Genomic DNA, 16,990 nt, shown 5'->3' with positions numbered 1-16,990 from the left:
AGCCATTTTTCATATCAACAAGGGGCCGTTCATTAACGCCAAGCCCCTAGCTATATTAGACTCAAACCACGAGGTTTGCCGCAGCCAGTTCAAGGGTAGCGCCAAACAGGCTGCTATTGGTGCGATTCCACGGCTGCAGCACTGGAATGCCTGCGTAATCGCCCGCTCAAGGCGACAAAAAAGTACTTCAAGCGCGCCGGCACTAGCAACATGGCGGGGGTCACCAGCAGTGTCAGCAAGGTTGAAAACACCAAGCCATACACGATGGCACTCGCCAACGGCACCCAAAAAGAGGCGATAACTCCGCCCATAACCACATGTCGACCGATGAGATCCACAGACATATTAATCGCAATAGGCAGCAACCCTAACACCGTGGTTGCCGTGGTTAAAAATACTGGGCGCAAACGCTGTGCGCAGGCAGAGACAATGGCATCGATCGGCAACATATCGGGATTCTTCGCGCGCACATAATTGTAAGTATCAATGAGCACAATGTTGTTATTCACCACGATACCGGCCAAAGCAACGATACCAACGCCAGTGAGAATAACGCTAAAGGTCGATTGGGTAATCAACAAGCCAAGCAAGACACCAGCGGTAGACATGACCACGGCCGACAAGATTAAGAAGGCTTGATAAAAACTATTAAACTGCGTCACTAAAATAATAAACATTAAAAACAACGCGAGCGAAAAGGCCACACCCAAAAACTGTAACGACTTGGCCTGCTCTTCATTGGTGCCACGGAAGGCCGCCTGTACGTCAGGGTCTAACGGGTTATTCTTTAACCACTCTTGAATTAAGCTTACTTGCTGATCGACGTTTTCGCCCACCTGTACATCGGCTTTTACGGTCATAAACTCTATGCCGTTATTGCGCTGGACTTTATCGACCTTGGGCTTGGCGACGGGGGTGACGAAACTGCTCATTGGCACAGGGCCATTAGCCGAATTCACCCGCAGGGTATTGAGCACGCCAACGCCGCGGGCATCGAGAGGAAAGCGCACGCGAATATCCACCTCGTCATCGGCATCGTCGGGTCGGTATTCGCTTACTTTTACACCGCTAGTTACCAAAGAAACAGCGTGGCCAACGTCAGTCATATTAACGCCTAGCTGCGCGGCGACTGCTCTATCCACTTTCATTTCCCACTCGATGCCAGGCAGTGGGCTGGTATCAACCACATCGCGCAAGCCTGGAAATTCTTGTTCCAGTCGGTCGCGCAATAATCGCGTTGCTGCCATCAACTTTTCGCTGTTAATCGATTCCAATTGAATTTGAATCGGCTTGCCTTGGGTGGGGCCACCCTCAAAGGCATCCGCAGCCACTTTAACACCGGGAATATCGGCGGTTTTTTCTCGAATTTCACGAAATACATCGTGGCTAGAACGACCGAGCGTTGCGGGGTCCCGCAGCTCCACCAACATGGTTCCAATTTGATCTTTAGACGACTCGCGGTTGCCGGCTTGGCTACTAGACCCAGCGCCCGTGGCAGTGTAAACCACATGCACCCCATCAATTTTCATCACCCGCTGTTCGACCTCGGAGACCAATGCATCCATTTCATAAACGGAAAAGTTGCCCTGCGCCCGCACCGCCACGGTGCCGTACTTTTCCTCTGTCTCGGTAAAAAATTCGACCCCGGCGTTGAAGGCGCCATAGACTGTAAAAATGAGGTAGAGCACCATAAAAGTACCGATGGCTACCAACACCGGCCAGCGCATGACCCGATGCAACAAGCGCGCGTAGGCACCGGTAATGCCCGATAAGGTTAAGGGCGATTCGCGCTCTAAACTCTTTAAATAATCCTGCACTTTTTGTGACATTTTGGTTCGCCCCATGAGCGAGCCCAACACCGGCGCAAAAAATAATGCGTAGATCAACGAACCCACCAACACGGCGAATACGGTCACCGGTAAATAGCGCATGAACTGGCCGGCTACCCCAGGCCAAAACATAATCGGTAAAAAAGCCGCCAAGGTTGTTGCGGTAGAAGCAACCACGGGCCAAAACATGCGCTTAACGGCGATTTCATAAGCCACGCGGCTAGTTAAACCCTCTGCCATTTTCCTGTCGGCAAACTCGGTGATAACAATGGCGCCATCAATCAACATTCCCAATGCCAGCAACATGCCGAACATCACCATGAAATTGAAGGAAAAGCCGATCATGCTTACCACGATGGTGGCAAACAGCAGCGAGAAGGGAATGCCAAAGCCCACCAAGGCGCCAGATCGAAAGCCCAAGGCTGCCACCACAATAATCATCACCAAGGCCATGGCGGTGACAATATTACCCTCCATTTCACTCACCATGCTGCGCGTAAACTCAGACTGATCCAAAACAAAGCCCAAGCTCACACCGGGCGGCAAGTCTGAGCGCATAGATTCAGCCAAAGCGCGCACGCCTTCGGCGACATCGGTGGAGTTTGCCCCATTGCGTTTTTCCACTTCGATGGTCATCGCGCGCTTACCATTGACCGTGGTGAAGCGGTCCGCATCTTTAAAGGTTCGGCGAATATCTGTGACATCACCCAAGGTCACAACCCCTTGGGCGGTTGATTTTATTGGCAGGGAGCGAACATCACTTGCGGTCTCAATTAAGCCAGGCACCTTAATTGAGAAGCGACCCTTACCGGTATCCATTTCGCCGGCGGGCACTAGGCGATTGTTGTTAACCACCGCGTTGGCGAGCTCGGTGGCAGTAATACGGTAGTGTTCCAGTTGTGCCGGGTCGACAATAACCTCGACCATCTCCTCGCGATAGCCTACTAAATTGGCGTTAAGCACCGTGGGCATATTTTCAATTTGGCGCTGTAACGTTTTCGCCGTGCGGTAAATGGATCGCTCAGATGCACCGTCGCCGGCCAAAGTCAAAACAATGGCCGGCATGGGTGTTGCTGCCAGCTCTTTCACCACCGGTTCCTCGGCAGCCGGCGGCAACTCTGCCTTGGCCCTATCTACCGCCACACGGGTTTCACGCAGTGCTCTATGCGGGTCTTCATCCGCTTCAAACTTGACCAACAAATAGGAAATAGACTCGCGCGAGGTGGCAATAATTTCATCCACACCCTCTACGATTCTCAACTCCTTTTCTAACGGTCGCACCAGTAATCGAGCGCCGTCTTCGGGCGATACGCCATCGAGATAGACCTGCACAAAAATATAGGGCACTTGGATATTTGGATTGGCCTCCACGGTCATGGTGACGCGAGCGAAAATACCCACCAGCAATATCAACGCCAAAATTGACAGCGTCGCGCGCGAGCGACTCACCGCAGACTTTAAGACATTCATTCTGCAGCTCCAGCAGCCACTACGCTCGACGCTTCTGCAGCCACCAGCTGATAAGTCACCTGCTCGCCCACCGCCACGTATTCCTGGCCAACGGTAATCAGCAATACTGTCTCAGGCAAACCTGTCACCCAAACGCCTTCCGCACTGTCGCCTACGATGTGAACGTTGACGAACTGCACCCGCGACTGCTCATCGATAATACGCACACCCAATTTGCCCGCGTCATCGAGGGTCAATAACGCTGGCGATAGGGATTGCGCATTAAAGCTCGCGAGTTGCGCGGTCAAGGTGGTGGTTAAACCGCCCGGAATTTTCATGCCAGGGTTGGCGACCGACGCTTCGACTAAAAAGGAGCGGGTGTGCTCTAACGCATCGCGGCTTATATAGCGAATTTCCCCATCGCGACTCACATCAGCCAATTGCACTTGCGTTAAACTGCCAACCCGCAAGCCGGCAATTTCATTTTCAGACACCTGCCCGGCCACCACCAAAGGATCGAGATCAATCACGCTGGCGCAGATATCGCCACGCTGCATAAAAGTACCGATTTCCACTTGCCGGCTATTCAATATGCCATCAAAGGGCGCGCGGATTTTGGTGTAGGCTAGCTCCAACTCTTGTCGCTTTAATAAGGAGCGCGCCTGCGCTAATTGGGCTTCGGCTGCAGCAATGGCCGACTGAGATTGATAACCTTGCACTTTTAACCGCTGCGAGCCGTCGAAATCTATTTGCGCCTTGCGTAAATTAACTTCCGCCTCCTGAACCTTCAGTGCCCGATCCTCCTCCGCCAACTGGCAGATAACGTCACCCTGCTTCACGGGCGCGCCCTCTTTGATGGGTAATGCTTCAACGCGACCACTCACCTCTGCCTTCAGATGCACCGCTCGATTGGGCTCAGTGCGCGCGCGAATAACGAGGCTAGGGCTGTATTGTTGCGCGTGTATTATTTGCGCTTGTACGCTAGGTACAGTCACTTCCGGCGCAGCGCTTAAGCTGGGTTGCTCTGGTTCGCTACCGAGCAGCCCGCTAGCCATCCAGACCAACACCACAAGACTAAAGATAATGGCCATACGGTAGTTTTTGTGTGACCAAATTTCTTGCACGCGATTCATGGAGACCCACTCGTTTAAATGAATTTGAAGTAATCGACACGCTGATCGCCAGCAAATTGTACTGACCAGTGTGATTCGGCATTCTAGCCTTTAAAAAGACTAAATTGAAATTTTAATACCGCAGCCTAGCCACTCTCATGGCAATATGGCTAGCAGCCCAGCCACTAAACCCAACCCCTTTGGAGTGCATTATTTTATGACCGAGTTCAAACACCTAAGTTGCGAGAGCGCATGGCAACTCATGCGTGAAACCGAAGTCGTGATTGTCGATATTCGGGATGAGCTAAGCTACAAGACGAGTCATATAAAGCAGGCTATCCACCTGAGTAACGAATCTGCGGCCGCTTTTATCGCTGCTGCTGACAAAGACCTTGCCACTATAGTATGTTGCTACCATGGCAACTCTAGCCAAAGTGCCGCGCAGTATTTAGCGTCCCAGGCTTTCACTCAGGTGTACAGCCTAGATGGCGGCTTTCAGCAGTGGCAGCTGCAATTTCCAGAATATTGTCAATAAAGAGGATTAAGCAATGAGCTTGCTGATACTAGTGCTTCTCGCCGTTATTGCGTATTTACTCAGTCGCATTCGGTTCTTGCTTACGGCCTACGGCGATGACTTAGCAGATCTTCGCAAAGAGGTGGCGGCACTTCGGCAAGCAAAACCGAAACCTGCGCCGGTTCAAGAGCCATTGCCAACACCGGTGAAAAAAGGCATTTCGGCGGACGAGATCATCAAGGCCACAGACCGGATAAATATCAACACCATTTCTAAAACCGGCTTGCAGCGTATTCCCAGTATTGGTGCTACGGCGGCGCAACGGGTTATCGATGCGAGACCCTATACCGACCTAACCCAATTAGATGCCGTTAAAGGTCTGACCAAAGCACAGCGAGATTCGTTAAAAAGCTTGCTGACCGTGTAAGCACACTAGCGAACCTTGTCGACCAGCTCCGGTAAAGGAGCGGACTTTCCGCCCGCGCCCATAAACGGCGCGCCGAACTCCTGATTCCACTTCAACAATAAGCACGCGAGTTCACGCGCTTGTGCATGCACGGCGCGCAACTCCTCAATGCCGCCTTTGGCTCCCGTGTACAGCTTCACCGAGCGGTGTTTTGAGGCTAAGGCACTTTCTGGGTAGCGCATCCGATACACTTCTAACTTCCACCGCAAGCTGTGGGTGCAATTTCTGAAGTAGGTCAATTTAGTCTGTAAATTAATGACGCCAAAATTTTCCAGCGCACCGAAGGCTTTAAAGTCAGTGCCGAATACCAGCACCTGTTTGCAGTTGTGGTCGGCAATCACCGTAGCCGAGCGCTCTTGCTCGACCAGCGCGGCAATATCACCAAATACTTCACCGGGTGTTATGTAGTTGATGATTTGCTGGCCTTGATTATCATTCGCAAACACTGCGAGCTGGCCCTTTAACAGGAAATAAAGCCACGGGTCCTTTTCTCCCCGCCGCAACACAACCTCGCCGGGTTTGAACTCGACAATCTGCGAGTGCCTTAACAGCATCTCAAACTGCTGGGCGTCTTCCGTCTTTACGGTTTTATAAAACGGGATAGGTGCGAGGAGAGCCTCTATGGTTGCACGAGGGAAACGCGCCAGTGGCTTAACTTCCATAAAACGCAAACCTATGTGGAATCAAAATTGATGTCGAGTGGCTATAACAAAAGGACGTAAAGTTAGCACCAGTCAATCTGAGCAAGGCATCATTTTAGCCTATCAATCCACTATAGTTCATGGTGCTGTTAACATTTTGGAGCCACCAAAAGTCACTAACATCCGAGCTAAAATTCAACTTCAGTGAGGGCACACCCATGCAACGCCTCTACTATCTCACCAAAACCCTACAAGCGGCTGAGCACGTAACATCGGATTTACTCAACCACGGCCTATTCAAACATCAACTTCATCTCATCGCCAAAAATGACGGCGAGCTAGAACAACACCATTTACCCACCGCCTCACCGCTGGAAACAACGGATATCTTGCCTGCCGGTGAGGGAGGCCTTGTGATCGGGTTGGTTGTCGGCGCCTGTGCCTGCCTAGGGCTATACGCTTATGGGCTAGATATCAAAACCTACTGGATGGCCTACGTCGGGCTGATGGTACTATGTACAAGTTTTTTTACCTGGTTAGGCGGCTTTATCGGTATAGGCCTGCGACATTACAAATTAGGCATGTTCAAGGACGAATTAGACGCTGGCAGCATCCTAGTCATGGTAGATACGCCAACGGAGAGGCGCACAGCCGTCGAAAGTCTCATGGCACACCACCCGGATGCGGTAGCAGCTGGCTCCGGCAGCACTTGGAATAACCCTCTTCACCCAGCCCACCTCTAAACCCGCAGCGCGGCCCTCGAGCACCTTAAGGGGGCCATTTGCCTATTGAAGTAAAAACCAAACGCTGTACAGTAAGCCTTTGGCATGATTACAAAAAACATGTATTCACATAACAATACGCTATAAAGATAGCGATTTTGCTGACTAACTAGAGTGACTTCCCGCCATGACAATCTGCTTAAACCGCTGGCTCATCGCTGTTACAGCCAGCTTAATCTTCAGCTTGGCACAGGCTGAGCCCACATTGAACGGTATTGCGCCCTACTCCAAATTAGGTCAAGAGCAGTTCTTAGCCGGCCTCTACCTACCCGCTACTACGGCTGATGTGGCCGCAGCCATGACCAAGTCCGGCGAGCGCCGAATCGAACTGCGCATTACCGCCAGCGACGTCTCCTCCCGCGGCTTAAGCCGTATGTGGATCGAAGGCATGGCCATTAACATCGCCGGAGACACCTTACAGAACAACGCCGACGGCATGGTCGAATTCACCAAGATCGTCAAAGGGCGGCTACAGGCTGGCGATACCATAACCGTTGATGACATGCCCAATGAAGGCATTAGCGTGGCCATTAACGGGGTCAATGTCGCGAAAATTCGCCGTGCGCCCGACCTTTTTAACATGTTGTTATCGACTTGGATTGGCTCGGTGCCCCTGTCATCCGATTTCCGCGACCGCATCATGGCGTCCGGTAACATCGATGCCAACTTACTGTCTCGGTTCAGAGCCACACAACCCACCACAGACCGCGTTGCTGACGTGAAAGAATGGGCAGCACCCAAACCAGCCGCAATTGCCGCCGCAGCGACAGTGGTCGCCGCGGCACCTACGCCCTCAGCACCAAAACCATCCGTGAGTGCGCCAACCATTCAAGCACCGAGCATTGCCGCCGCACCAAAAATAGACAAACCAGAGCCTGAGGTAGCCAAACCCGAGCCAGCGGCCGCCAAACCTGCACCGGCCAAGCCAACACCGAAGCCCACCCAAGTGGCCACCGTTAAAACCGCTAACAACGCCTTTCTAGATGACGACGAGCTCGACGAAGAAGAAGAGCCATTGCTGACAGCGGCATCACTGGTAAGCCGCCAGCTCTACCACTCCAAGCTGCTGCGCTGGACCTACAAAAACATTCGCTATCCCAAGCGTGCACTTCAGCGGGAACAGGAGGGCAGTGTTCGCATCGCCGTCACTATCGACCGCAATGGCAAGGTGCTGAACAGTATGGAACTAGAGGGCACAAAATACTCTTTGCTTAATACCGAAGCGATAAAGGCCGTGGAGCGGTCAGACCCATTCCCCCCCATGCCGCAAGATGTACTGGGCGAGAAATTTGAATTCACCCTGCCCATTACCTTCAGTATTCCAAAAGAATAACCCGGTAAAACAAAAAAAGGCCTCTCATGAGGCCTTTTTACTTAAAACAAAGCACTTAACCCAATGCCGCCAAGCGCTGTTGAATAACCCGCGCAATAGCGCCCCGATCCAGCGCCGACAGATCGCCCATCTTCGCCAGGCTTAATGCGTGCAAATGCAAACAGGGCGTGCTCGCATTCATCTCTCGCAAATCGCCTTTCATCAACACGGGCAAAAACGGATTTTCCGGTGTGCGCTTCTGATTAACTAAACGTACCCCCATCTGTAAGGGCACTAAGCGATGTTTTGTTTTGCCACTCTTAAACGGGATGCTCAACAACAGCGGCGCTTGCGCTGAATGACCGGGAACAATATGTAATCCTGTAGGAACCAGAGCGGCAGGGTCTACGTTGTTAAAGGTATCGTGGTGCGCGTAAGGGTTAGGCAATATAACTAATTTACGGTTTTCTTCACGCGGCACGAAAATGTTGTAGTTGGTATAGAGCTGATTAACCGAGTGAGAGAATACACACAGTTTATTTTCAAACCCCATTACAAATTCATGAGCTCTAGCTCGGTGGGCAAAACTATCGAGATCCCAAACGAGATCCTTATTCTGTTCCATGAAAGCGTCGCCCCAAATACTTGTTCGCCACTAATGAAAGCCATCTATGGCATCATAGCCTGCAGTTTTAATCGAGTATAGATGAATGACAGCCCAATTCGAAACTACCTTTGCAAACCTTGGCTCAAGCTTTGGCTCCTACGTCGCGCCAACGGCGTTAAAGGACGCGCAATTATTGCACTACAATAGCGCTCTCGCCGCAAATTTAGGTCTCGATTTACCCAGCATCAAGGCGCTGACCACAGCCAGCGATCTTCCGGCAAACTGTAAGCCATTCGCCATGGTTTATGCTGGGCACCAGTTCGGCGGCTACAGCCCACAGATGGGCGACGGCCGCGGCGTGTTACTGGGCGAACTAGGATGCAACCAACAGCTTTGGGATTTACATTTAAAAGGTGTAGGGAAAACGCCCTATTCTCGCTTCGGCGACGGTCGAGCCGTCTTGCGCTCTTCGCTGAGAGAATATCTCGGCTCCAACGCAATGCAGGGCTTGCAGATTCCAACCACCCAGGCGTTAGCGATTGCCACAACATCGGAGCAGGTCCGGCGCGAAAGCTTAGAGCCTGGTGCAGTTCTGCTGCGCGTAAGCCAATGTCATATCCGCTTTGGTCACTTCGAATATTTTTATTACCAAAATATGCAAGAAGAACAGGCGCAACTTATCAACTACTGCGCTCAACGCTATCTAAATTTGAATACGCCGAACACCCGTGACAATGCACTTGCCCTACTCGACATGGCAACACAGAACACGGCAAAACTTATCGCTCAGTGGCAGGCCATTGGCTTCGCACACGGGGTACTCAACACCGATAACATGTCGCTAATAGGTGAAACCTTTGACTTTGGCCCCTTCGCTTTCCTCGACGACTTTGAGCCTGGGCACATTTGTAATCACTCCGACGATCAAGGCCGCTATGCCTTCGATCGCCAAGCTAACATTGGGCTATGGAACTTGAATGCGCTCGCACACGCGCTATCGAATTTCATTGACATTGCCGATATTAAAAATACCCTAGCCGCCTATGAAAAAGTGCTATCCAGCCACTATTACCAATTAATGATGACCAAGCTTGGCCTGAGCTCAACACTCAGTGAAGACAACCAACAGCTATTGCAACAACTGCTGAAATTACTTGCGCAAGATCGCACCGATTACACTTATTTTTTTCGCACGCTTAGTCGCGCCCCAGACAACGCCCTAGACTTATTGATAGACCGCGCAGCAGGACAAGCATGGCTCGAAAAATACCGAGCCTGCAGCGCCCACATACCGGAATCACAACGCACTACACAAATGCTAGCGGTCAACCCAAAATACATTTTGCGAAATTATCTGGCACAACAGGTGATCGAAAGCACAAACAACGGCGATTTAAGTAGACTTGACCAGCTTCTCAGCGTACTGGCCTCACCCTTTGAGGAACATCCTGCGCTAGACCATCTTGCCCAGCCCCCCGCAGATAAAGACAAGCATCTCGCCGTAAGTTGCTCAAGTTGATCTACACTCAGTCTATCCAATTTGCTTAGACCAACCCAATTGAGATAGACCATGAACCAAACCCCCGCCCTCTCAGAAGCGGCAAACCAAGTCGCTAGCATGCTCCAAACCCGCATAGCGCAAAGTCAACTTGATGTTCCCATGCTGCCGGAAGTTGCCAGTAAAGTCGTCACCCTGTCTCAAAACCCAGAGTCAGATGCGAATAAACTTGCTCAGCTTATCCAAAGTGATCAGGCCTTAGCGGGTCACGTGATGCATATCGCCAATTCCGCCGCCTATTCGCCCAATGGGTCCTTGATCTCCTTGCAACAAGCCATCACCCGCTTAGGTATGAATCTCATTAGCGATATAGCACTCGCAGCATCCATTTCCGCCAAGATGTTTAAAGCACCAGGCTACGAAAAACACATAACCGGGATTTGGCGACACGCCCTGGCTACTGCACTCTGGGGCAAAGAAATTGCTAGAGTATGTCGACGCAATGTGGAGGCTACTTTTTTGTGCGGCCTTCTTCACTCCATTGGTAGGCCTGTCACCTTGCAATCTGTGCTCGAACTGGCGCACAAAGCGAAACTAGAGCTCAGCGAAGAAGATGTGCAGCAACTAGAAGAACAGTATCACACACAGGTCGGTATGGCGGTGGCACAGCGCTGGGCTATGCCGAAAATTGTTTGCGAGTCGATTGAGTTTTTCCACCAGTACGAAGACGCAAATTTGGCCAAAGAGCAAACCACCATGATTAATGGTGGCGCCGTATTTGCCACCCACCAGCTCTCGCCAGATCTACTTTCGGCAGCCAACTTGATTGAACTACCCGTTCTCGCCGATCTTAATTTGTACGAAGATGAAATCGAAACCTTGATGGATAAAAAAGACGATATAAAAAGCACTATGGAGGCGATGTTAGGGCGATGAATTACGACTTCGATCTCATTGTCATCGGCAGTGGTCCTGCGGGGCAAAAGGCGGCTGTACAAGGTGCAAAAGCCGGCAAAAAAGTTGCCTTAGTTGAACGCGATAAAGTGCTCGGCGGCGCCTGCGTTCACAGAGGTACCATTCCATCAAAAACCTTGCGGGAAAATGCGCTAAGAGTAAAAAACATGCGCGCCAACGCTGCGCTGTCTAATTTTAAGCTGGCCGAAGACACCGAAATGGCGACGCTCATCAATCGCTTAGATCAAGTGCTGAGCGCGCACGATGAATACATGCGTCGGCAAATTCTTCGCAACAACATTACAACTATCCACGGCCGCGCTAAATTTGTTGATCCCCATCAACTACAGATTTCTAAAGTGCGCGGCGAAGCAGAAACCATTAGCGCCCAAAATATCATTATTGCCAGCGGTTCCTATCCGCGTAAGCCGGATAACATTCCCGTAGATCATGAGTACATCTTCGACAGCGACTCAATACTCTCCATGCTGTACCTTCCCAAGAGTTTGGTGGTGCTCGGTGGTGGTGTAATTGCCAGCGAGTATGCATCCATTTTTCAAGCGCTTGGCGTCAAGGTCACGATGATCGATAAATACCCGCGTCCACTCGGTTTTTTAGATGCCGATCTCACGGGAAAATTTGTTCACGCCTTTGCCAATATGGGCGGTACTTGGCTGGGCGAACACAATGTCACCTCGGTTGAGTTTGATGGTCTCGCGGGTGTCATTACTAAGTGCGATAACGGCGTCGAAGTTCGAAGTGAAAAATTACTTTGCGCTGCCGGCAGGTTGGCCAACGTCAAAGATCTACAAATTGAAAATGCGGGCTTGGCACTCAACGAGCGCGGATTAATCTCAGTTGACAACAACCTTCGAACAGCAACGCCGAATATTTATGCCGCCGGCGATGTGATAGGCCCGCCGAGCTTGGCCTCAGCGTCTATGGAGCAAGGGCGGCGCGCCACCTGTAATGCCTTGGGCATGAGCTTGGGTCGTATCGCCAGCACCATTCCCTCAGGTATCTATGCCATTCCCGAGCTGTCCGCCGTAGGGTTAACTGAGCAACAGGCGCAACAAGAACACGGCGATGTTGTCGTTGGCAAAGCCAATTTTGAAGAGATTGCGCGCGGGCAAATTTCCGGCATACAAGATGGCTTACTGAAATTGATATGCGATGCCAAGGGGAGAAAGCTGCTGGGGGTCAGCATTGTCTGCGAAGGCGCCACCGAGCTGATTCATATAGGTCAAATGGCACTACTGGCCGAGGCAGACGTCGATATCTTCGTTGAGAGCATTTTTAACTTCCCAACCCTAGCAGAAGCCTACCGAGTCGCCGCGCTGGCCGTAATTGGTCAACGGAGCTTGCGCGAGGCCGATTAATCGCGCGGATCAGGCTCTGATGAGCCTGATCCGCAAGCCGCAAGCCGCAAGTCAAGATCATCACCTCAGTCAGTCCGGCCCCAATGGGATCGAAATTGTCTGGATTGCCATTTTTTATAACCAAAAGACGCCGCACACGCGATTCTGGAATAGCTTTTAACCCATCTATAGTCATTTAGCATGAGTAACGGAACCAGTTAGCAGAAACTAGGCGATTAGTTAGGCATAGTTAAGCCATGGATTCACGGGAAGGGATGCGCGAATATTACCCCGTAGCGAGTAGTCACCATGAAAACAACATTGGCAGCACTATTAACCCTCACCGCCGTCGCGCTTTGCCCCGCTTGCCTTGCTGGTGAAACCTTCTCCCAGACTTTCTATACCGGCGAAGACAGCGCGCTTGAACAAGCTACAACCCAAGCCATACACTTCCAGCACTACGCCCAACTTGCCAAGGCCAAGAAAGTCGCGCCAACATCCTCAGGCATACAATCACTGCTCAACAAAGCGGTATCGACTTCACAGCTAGAGCGCCCCACCTATAGCCGAGGCTTTCAAATACAAACATTGTCCACCGACGATGGCATGGAACTTAGTGCGGCGTATCGCTTTTAACGTCAGCCCCGCCATTAGCGGGCTCGGCACCATCACCCAGCAAAATACCCATCCAACTGGTGCCTGGGTAGCTTTCTAAGGCGATTTTCACGGTCATCGTCAAGGGCACCGACAACAACATACCCACGGGACCCAACACCCAGCCCCAAAACACCAAAGATAGAAACACCACTAAGGTCGACAGGTTCAGGCCTTTACCCATCATGCGCGGCTCTACCACATTGCCGATAACCAAATTTATCACTAAGTAACCCAAGCCCGTGTAAACGGCCTCAGGCACACCCAATTGAACCAGTGCCAGCAAGACCGCCGGTACCGCAGCCAACAGGGAACCTAAATTGGGAACGAAGTTTAAAATGAAAGCCATGGTGCCCCACAGCAGCGGGTAATCAACCCCAAGAAACCACAACCACAGGCTCACCACAATGCCGGTGACAAAACTGAGGCCACTTTTCAGCGCCATGTAGTGATTCACACTCTTTGTGAAGCGGTGAATACCTTCGATAGTGGCTTTTAAATTTTGATTGGACCGGCCCAGACGCTCGGAAAAACGCATCTCTTCGCCCAGAATGAAAATTACCGTGAGCAAAATTAAAAACGCGTTGGCCATGAGGTTGCCCAACTGCGTCAGGGTATTGCCAGCAAACGCCAGGGCAACGGAGGGCTTAACATTATCGGCCCAAAAGGCGCGATCGATGACCACGCCTCGGTGCTCCAACCAAGTGCGAAAACCGCCACTCATTTCTTGCAGGCGCTGCTGATATTGCGGCAAATCCGCTTTGAAAGAGGTAATAGATGCGCCTACAACCGCACCAATGAGTGCGCCCAGCAAGACAATAATCGCGATGATTAACAGCACCGCGATAGCATTCGGAACACCGCGTTTTTTCATCCAAAGTAGCGGCGGCGAGCAAATTACCGCGATAAACAGCGACAAGAGGAAAGGTACCAGCAGGGTTTCTGCAGCCCGCATTCCGGCAACCACCACAACGAAGGCCGCAAGCCCCATCATAAAAAGGAGTACCGGGCGAGATTGGGAGTCATTCATAGCGCATTCCTTTGAGCAATTTTAATTCGGTGATTGAACCACCTTATACCACAGGTCACAAGTGCCCGCCGCCTTGTCGCTCCATCAACCCTTGCCGTATGTGCGCTATTGCCTCAAGGCCCGTACTATCAAACAAAAAGCGCGATGCATCGCCAAGAAAATGCGCCTGCTCGAGCACCAAGCATTGGAGCCGAATAGCCTCCAAATCAGGATCATATCTAATCGGCATTGCAGTAAACACCAACCAATCCTGCGTGCTAGCGCGCCCGGCCAACACCTGATCGAACAACACAATAAGTTGACTGGCGTTCACCCGATAAGTTGGCCGTAAATAGGTCAGTGAAGCAACAATCACTAGGCCAAAGAGAAGCAGACTGATAAAAAAAGTTAACAACATTTATGCCGCCCACAGCAACTTAATGGCAAGCAAAAAAGTGACGATGATGAGCAGCGGCTTAATAAGTTTTACACCGCGTTGAATCACCATGTTTGAGCCTATTCTGGCGCCAATAAACTGCATAACCGCCATTAGCACCGCTAGATCCCACCATTGATAGCCGGCTACGATGAACACCAACATAGAGGTGGTGTTGACGACCAGCACGAAAGGTTTTGTTTGCGCCGTCGCCATCCTCATGGGAAGACCGCGCAGGCGAACAAACGCGGCCGCATAAAAGGACCCCATGCCTGGGCCAAAAAAACCGCCGTACAAACCCAAACCGCTGCCCACCGTTAGATTAAAAACCTCATTCGATAAACGCGCCGGCTTAGGCTCATCGGAAATATCCGGTGAAAAGGCAAAGTAAACCGCGAGAAGAAGCAGCATCCACGGTAGCAGAGACATCAACACATTGTTCGATATTCGTTGAATCAACCAAGTTCCAAGCAACGCCGCGACGAAAGCGCAGAGCAAACCCAGTTTGTTGGATTTGAAATCCAGATGGCCTTTACTAAAAAAATTAATGGTCGAGCTAAGGGTGCCAAACACACTCTGAAACTTGTTGACCGCCAAAGCGTTCAACGGCGGCACACCCGCCCATAGCAACACGGGCAAAACGATCATGCCGCCGGCACCGGCGATGGAAGAGACGAATCCAGCCACGAAAGCGGTACAAGAAAGTAGCAGGTAGATCCACAGGGGCCAATCCAAACTTAACTCCTGTGCCTACGCCTTATGATTGGAATGCAGGTCTCTTAGCGCGAAAGCTGCGTACGAACAGCTTTACCTTTTCAAGGTCGGCATCGAGATCATCACCCACAGTAAAAATATTACCAAAGGTGACTGTCTTAGAAGGGTAGTCCATTCCCACCATGAAAATGGGCACCTGTGCGCCCTTGGCAATATGCAAAAAACCGGTGCGCCATTTATCGACTTTCGAGCGTGTGCCCTCCGGCATCAAACAGACAATTTGCGCGCTATTTTGCTGTAAACTTTCGATGGCCTGCCCCACCATGCCGCTGGCAGAAGCGCGATCAACCGGAATACCGCCGAGCTTCAACCACAGGCCTTTTACCGGCCAACGAAATATAGAATCTTTTGCCAGCCAAGACACCTTCACGCCCAAGGCCATAATCGTAAACATCGCAATAACGAAGTCCCAGTTGGACGTGTGCGGGCCGCCAACCACCACCAACTTACCGGTTTCCGGAATATGGCCGATACAACGCCAACCCATCACCCGCAGACCATTGCGGCCAAGCCACCGGGTGAAAGCATTACCAAGTTTTGGCCATGCAGCTGGGGTTTTGGGGACAACGGGCACTTGTGTCATGGCGTTGGCCTACTGCAATTGTGGCGCTGCGCCACGATAGTGACTATTAATATGCGCGCGAATCAGGGCAGCATCAGCTTCATGATTGCCTGTGGTCGTCCAGACGCGATCGACCACCATGGATTTCGAGGGAAAGTCCCAAGCGATGGTCACAATCGGAACGCCGGCCGCGTGCGCAATGCGCACGAAACCGGTTTTATACTGGCCGACTTTTTTACGGGTGCCCTCCGGGGTGATGGCGACCCATACCGCATCGTGATCGGCATACCATTGCGCCACTTGGTTAACCACCTCTCCCGAGGCACCGCGGTCTAGCGGGATACCGCCCCACCAACGAAAAAGAATGCTGAAAGGCCAAATGAAGGCCTCTTTTTTCATCAAGTAAGAAACCTTAATCCCCAGCGCCATAATGATCGGCATAGCCACCACAAAATCCCAGTTGGACGTGTGCGGCGCGAGCGCCACCATCAACTTCTTCTCATTGGGCAAGTCGCCCTCTAGCCTCCAGCCCAACACACGGAGTATGAAACGCCCGAGAGCCTTGGAGAGGGAATTACCTAATGCAGGTGCATTTTCTGGAAGATGGGGAACGACGGACATAGTGTTATTTTAGTCTATTAACAGTCAGCTCGAGATTTTAGTACTTTTGAGGGTGTTTAGCACCTGCCTGTTCGGCCAGTGCCTACCTAAGTATCAGTCATCCAATCGGCGCATCTCTAACCTGCCACCGGGGGTTTTAACGCTAACCCACAGCTGCACCGCGCGTTAGCTCTGTTTCCAGCTCGGGTAATCTCAATTGCCATAGGCTCGATGCGCCCCTAGATTCGCCCCTAAAAGGCGCCTTTAGTATGGCCAAATAACCGCAACCTTAGCCTACCCCTTAGCACGCACTAGTCTCGCACCAGTGATAAATACCCACAATTCGCACCCAAAGCGCCGAAGCGCGATTCAATTTTTCAATTCTAGACATTGAGAAGCCGCAGAGACAGGCGCTGCATTTTTGCGCTTAAGA

At 51.5% G+C, this 16,990-nt stretch carries 17 protein-coding genes; 8 read left to right on the top strand and 9 right to left on the bottom strand.

Going from position 1 to position 16,990, the window contains the following annotated elements; all coding sequences use genetic code 11:
- Positions 1-113: 113 nt before the first annotated feature.
- Entirely contained in the window at positions 114-3,299 is a 3,186-nt protein-coding gene (locus QWY82_RS07170; protein WP_290260885.1) for an efflux RND transporter permease subunit, read from the bottom strand.
- Positions 3,296-4,411 (bottom strand): efflux RND transporter periplasmic adaptor subunit, encoded by a 1,116-nt coding sequence (locus QWY82_RS07165; protein ID WP_290260883.1) that lies wholly within the window; start codon positions 4,409-4,411, stop codon positions 3,296-3,298. The genes QWY82_RS07170 and QWY82_RS07165 overlap by 4 nt, the downstream gene beginning before the upstream one ends.
- A gap of 196 nt (positions 4,412-4,607) precedes the next feature.
- Between QWY82_RS07165 and glpE the strand changes: the two genes are divergently transcribed.
- Both glpE and QWY82_RS07155 read left to right on the top strand, forming a co-directional pair.
- Positions 4,608-4,925, top strand: a complete 318-nt coding sequence (gene glpE, locus QWY82_RS07160; RefSeq protein ID WP_290260882.1) for a thiosulfate sulfurtransferase GlpE — start codon at positions 4,608-4,610, stop codon at positions 4,923-4,925.
- Positions 4,926-4,938: 13 nt separating this feature from the next.
- The gene (locus tag QWY82_RS07155) at positions 4,939-5,331 is read left to right on the top strand and encodes a ComEA family DNA-binding protein (RefSeq protein WP_290260881.1); all 393 of its coding nucleotides are present in this window, start codon (positions 4,939-4,941) and stop codon (positions 5,329-5,331) included.
- 5 nt (positions 5,332-5,336) lie between these two features.
- Here QWY82_RS07155 and QWY82_RS07150 read toward each other — a convergent pair whose 3' ends face one another.
- Positions 5,337-6,032 carry a cyclic nucleotide-binding domain-containing protein gene (locus QWY82_RS07150; RefSeq protein WP_290260880.1) on the bottom strand — a complete coding sequence of 232 codons (696 nt, stop codon included), beginning with the start codon at positions 6,030-6,032 and terminating at the stop codon, positions 5,337-5,339.
- A gap of 197 nt (positions 6,033-6,229) precedes the next feature.
- Between QWY82_RS07150 and QWY82_RS07145 the strand changes: the two genes are divergently transcribed.
- Together QWY82_RS07145 and QWY82_RS07140 are read left to right on the top strand one after the other, a co-directional pair.
- On the top strand, positions 6,230-6,754 hold the full coding sequence (locus tag QWY82_RS07145) for a hypothetical protein (protein ID WP_290260879.1): 525 nt from the start codon (positions 6,230-6,232) through the stop codon (positions 6,752-6,754).
- A gap of 166 nt (positions 6,755-6,920) precedes the next feature.
- A complete protein-coding gene (locus QWY82_RS07140; protein WP_290260878.1) occupies positions 6,921-8,126 on the top strand; it encodes a TonB family protein in 1,206 nt (401 codons plus the stop codon).
- 55 nt (positions 8,127-8,181) lie between these two features.
- On the opposite strand, the gene QWY82_RS07135 is transcribed toward QWY82_RS07140, so the two are convergent.
- A complete protein-coding gene (locus tag QWY82_RS07135) occupies positions 8,182-8,730 on the bottom strand; it encodes a hypothetical protein (protein WP_290260877.1) in 549 nt (182 codons plus the stop codon).
- Between the two features lie 85 nt (positions 8,731-8,815).
- On the opposite strand from QWY82_RS07135, the gene QWY82_RS07130 reads away from it, so the two are divergent.
- From QWY82_RS07130 to QWY82_RS07115, 4 genes are all read left to right on the top strand, one after another.
- Complete coding sequence (locus QWY82_RS07130; protein ID WP_290260876.1) at positions 8,816-10,231, top strand: protein adenylyltransferase SelO; 1,416 nt, start codon at positions 8,816-8,818, stop codon at positions 10,229-10,231.
- 51 nt (positions 10,232-10,282) lie between these two features.
- A complete protein-coding gene (locus QWY82_RS07125) occupies positions 10,283-11,146 on the top strand; it encodes an HDOD domain-containing protein (protein WP_290260875.1) in 864 nt (287 codons plus the stop codon).
- A complete protein-coding gene (gene sthA, locus QWY82_RS07120) occupies positions 11,143-12,543 on the top strand; it encodes a Si-specific NAD(P)(+) transhydrogenase (RefSeq protein WP_290260873.1) in 1,401 nt (466 codons plus the stop codon). The genes QWY82_RS07125 and sthA overlap by 4 nt, the downstream gene beginning before the upstream one ends.
- Positions 12,544-12,831: 288 nt before the next feature.
- Entirely contained in the window at positions 12,832-13,158 is a 327-nt protein-coding gene (locus tag QWY82_RS07115; RefSeq protein WP_290260872.1) for a hypothetical protein, read from the top strand.
- Here QWY82_RS07115 and QWY82_RS07110 read toward each other — a convergent pair.
- Genes QWY82_RS07110 through QWY82_RS07090 form a run of 5 tightly spaced genes read right to left on the bottom strand, consistent with a single transcriptional unit; the run spans position 13,136 to position 16,578 of the window.
- A complete protein-coding gene (locus tag QWY82_RS07110; RefSeq protein ID WP_290260871.1) occupies positions 13,136-14,206 on the bottom strand; it encodes an AI-2E family transporter in 1,071 nt (356 codons plus the stop codon). The two genes, QWY82_RS07115 and QWY82_RS07110, sit on opposite strands and share 23 nt — an antisense overlap.
- A 55-nt stretch (positions 14,207-14,261) precedes the next feature.
- A complete protein-coding gene (locus tag QWY82_RS07105; RefSeq protein ID WP_290260870.1) occupies positions 14,262-14,603 on the bottom strand; it encodes a hypothetical protein in 342 nt (113 codons plus the stop codon).
- Positions 14,604-15,356: a TSUP family transporter gene (locus tag QWY82_RS07100; RefSeq protein WP_290260869.1), complete on the bottom strand. Its 753-nt coding sequence runs from the start codon at positions 15,354-15,356 to the stop codon at positions 14,604-14,606.
- 22 nt (positions 15,357-15,378) lie between these two features.
- Complete coding sequence (locus QWY82_RS07095; protein WP_290260868.1) at positions 15,379-15,978, bottom strand: 1-acyl-sn-glycerol-3-phosphate acyltransferase; 600 nt, start codon at positions 15,976-15,978, stop codon at positions 15,379-15,381.
- A 9-nt stretch (positions 15,979-15,987) separates the two neighbouring features.
- The gene (locus QWY82_RS07090) at positions 15,988-16,578 is read right to left on the bottom strand and encodes a 1-acyl-sn-glycerol-3-phosphate acyltransferase (RefSeq protein WP_290260867.1); all 591 of its coding nucleotides are present in this window, start codon (positions 16,576-16,578) and stop codon (positions 15,988-15,990) included.
- Positions 16,579-16,990: the final 412 nt, after the last annotated feature.

The sequence above is a fragment of the Simiduia curdlanivorans genome (assembly GCF_030409605.1).
GTDB classification, from domain to species: Bacteria; Pseudomonadota; Gammaproteobacteria; order Pseudomonadales; family Cellvibrionaceae; genus Simiduia; species Simiduia curdlanivorans.
Note: the sequence above shows the minus strand (reverse complement) of the source record. Positions and strands in the feature narration are given on the sequence as shown.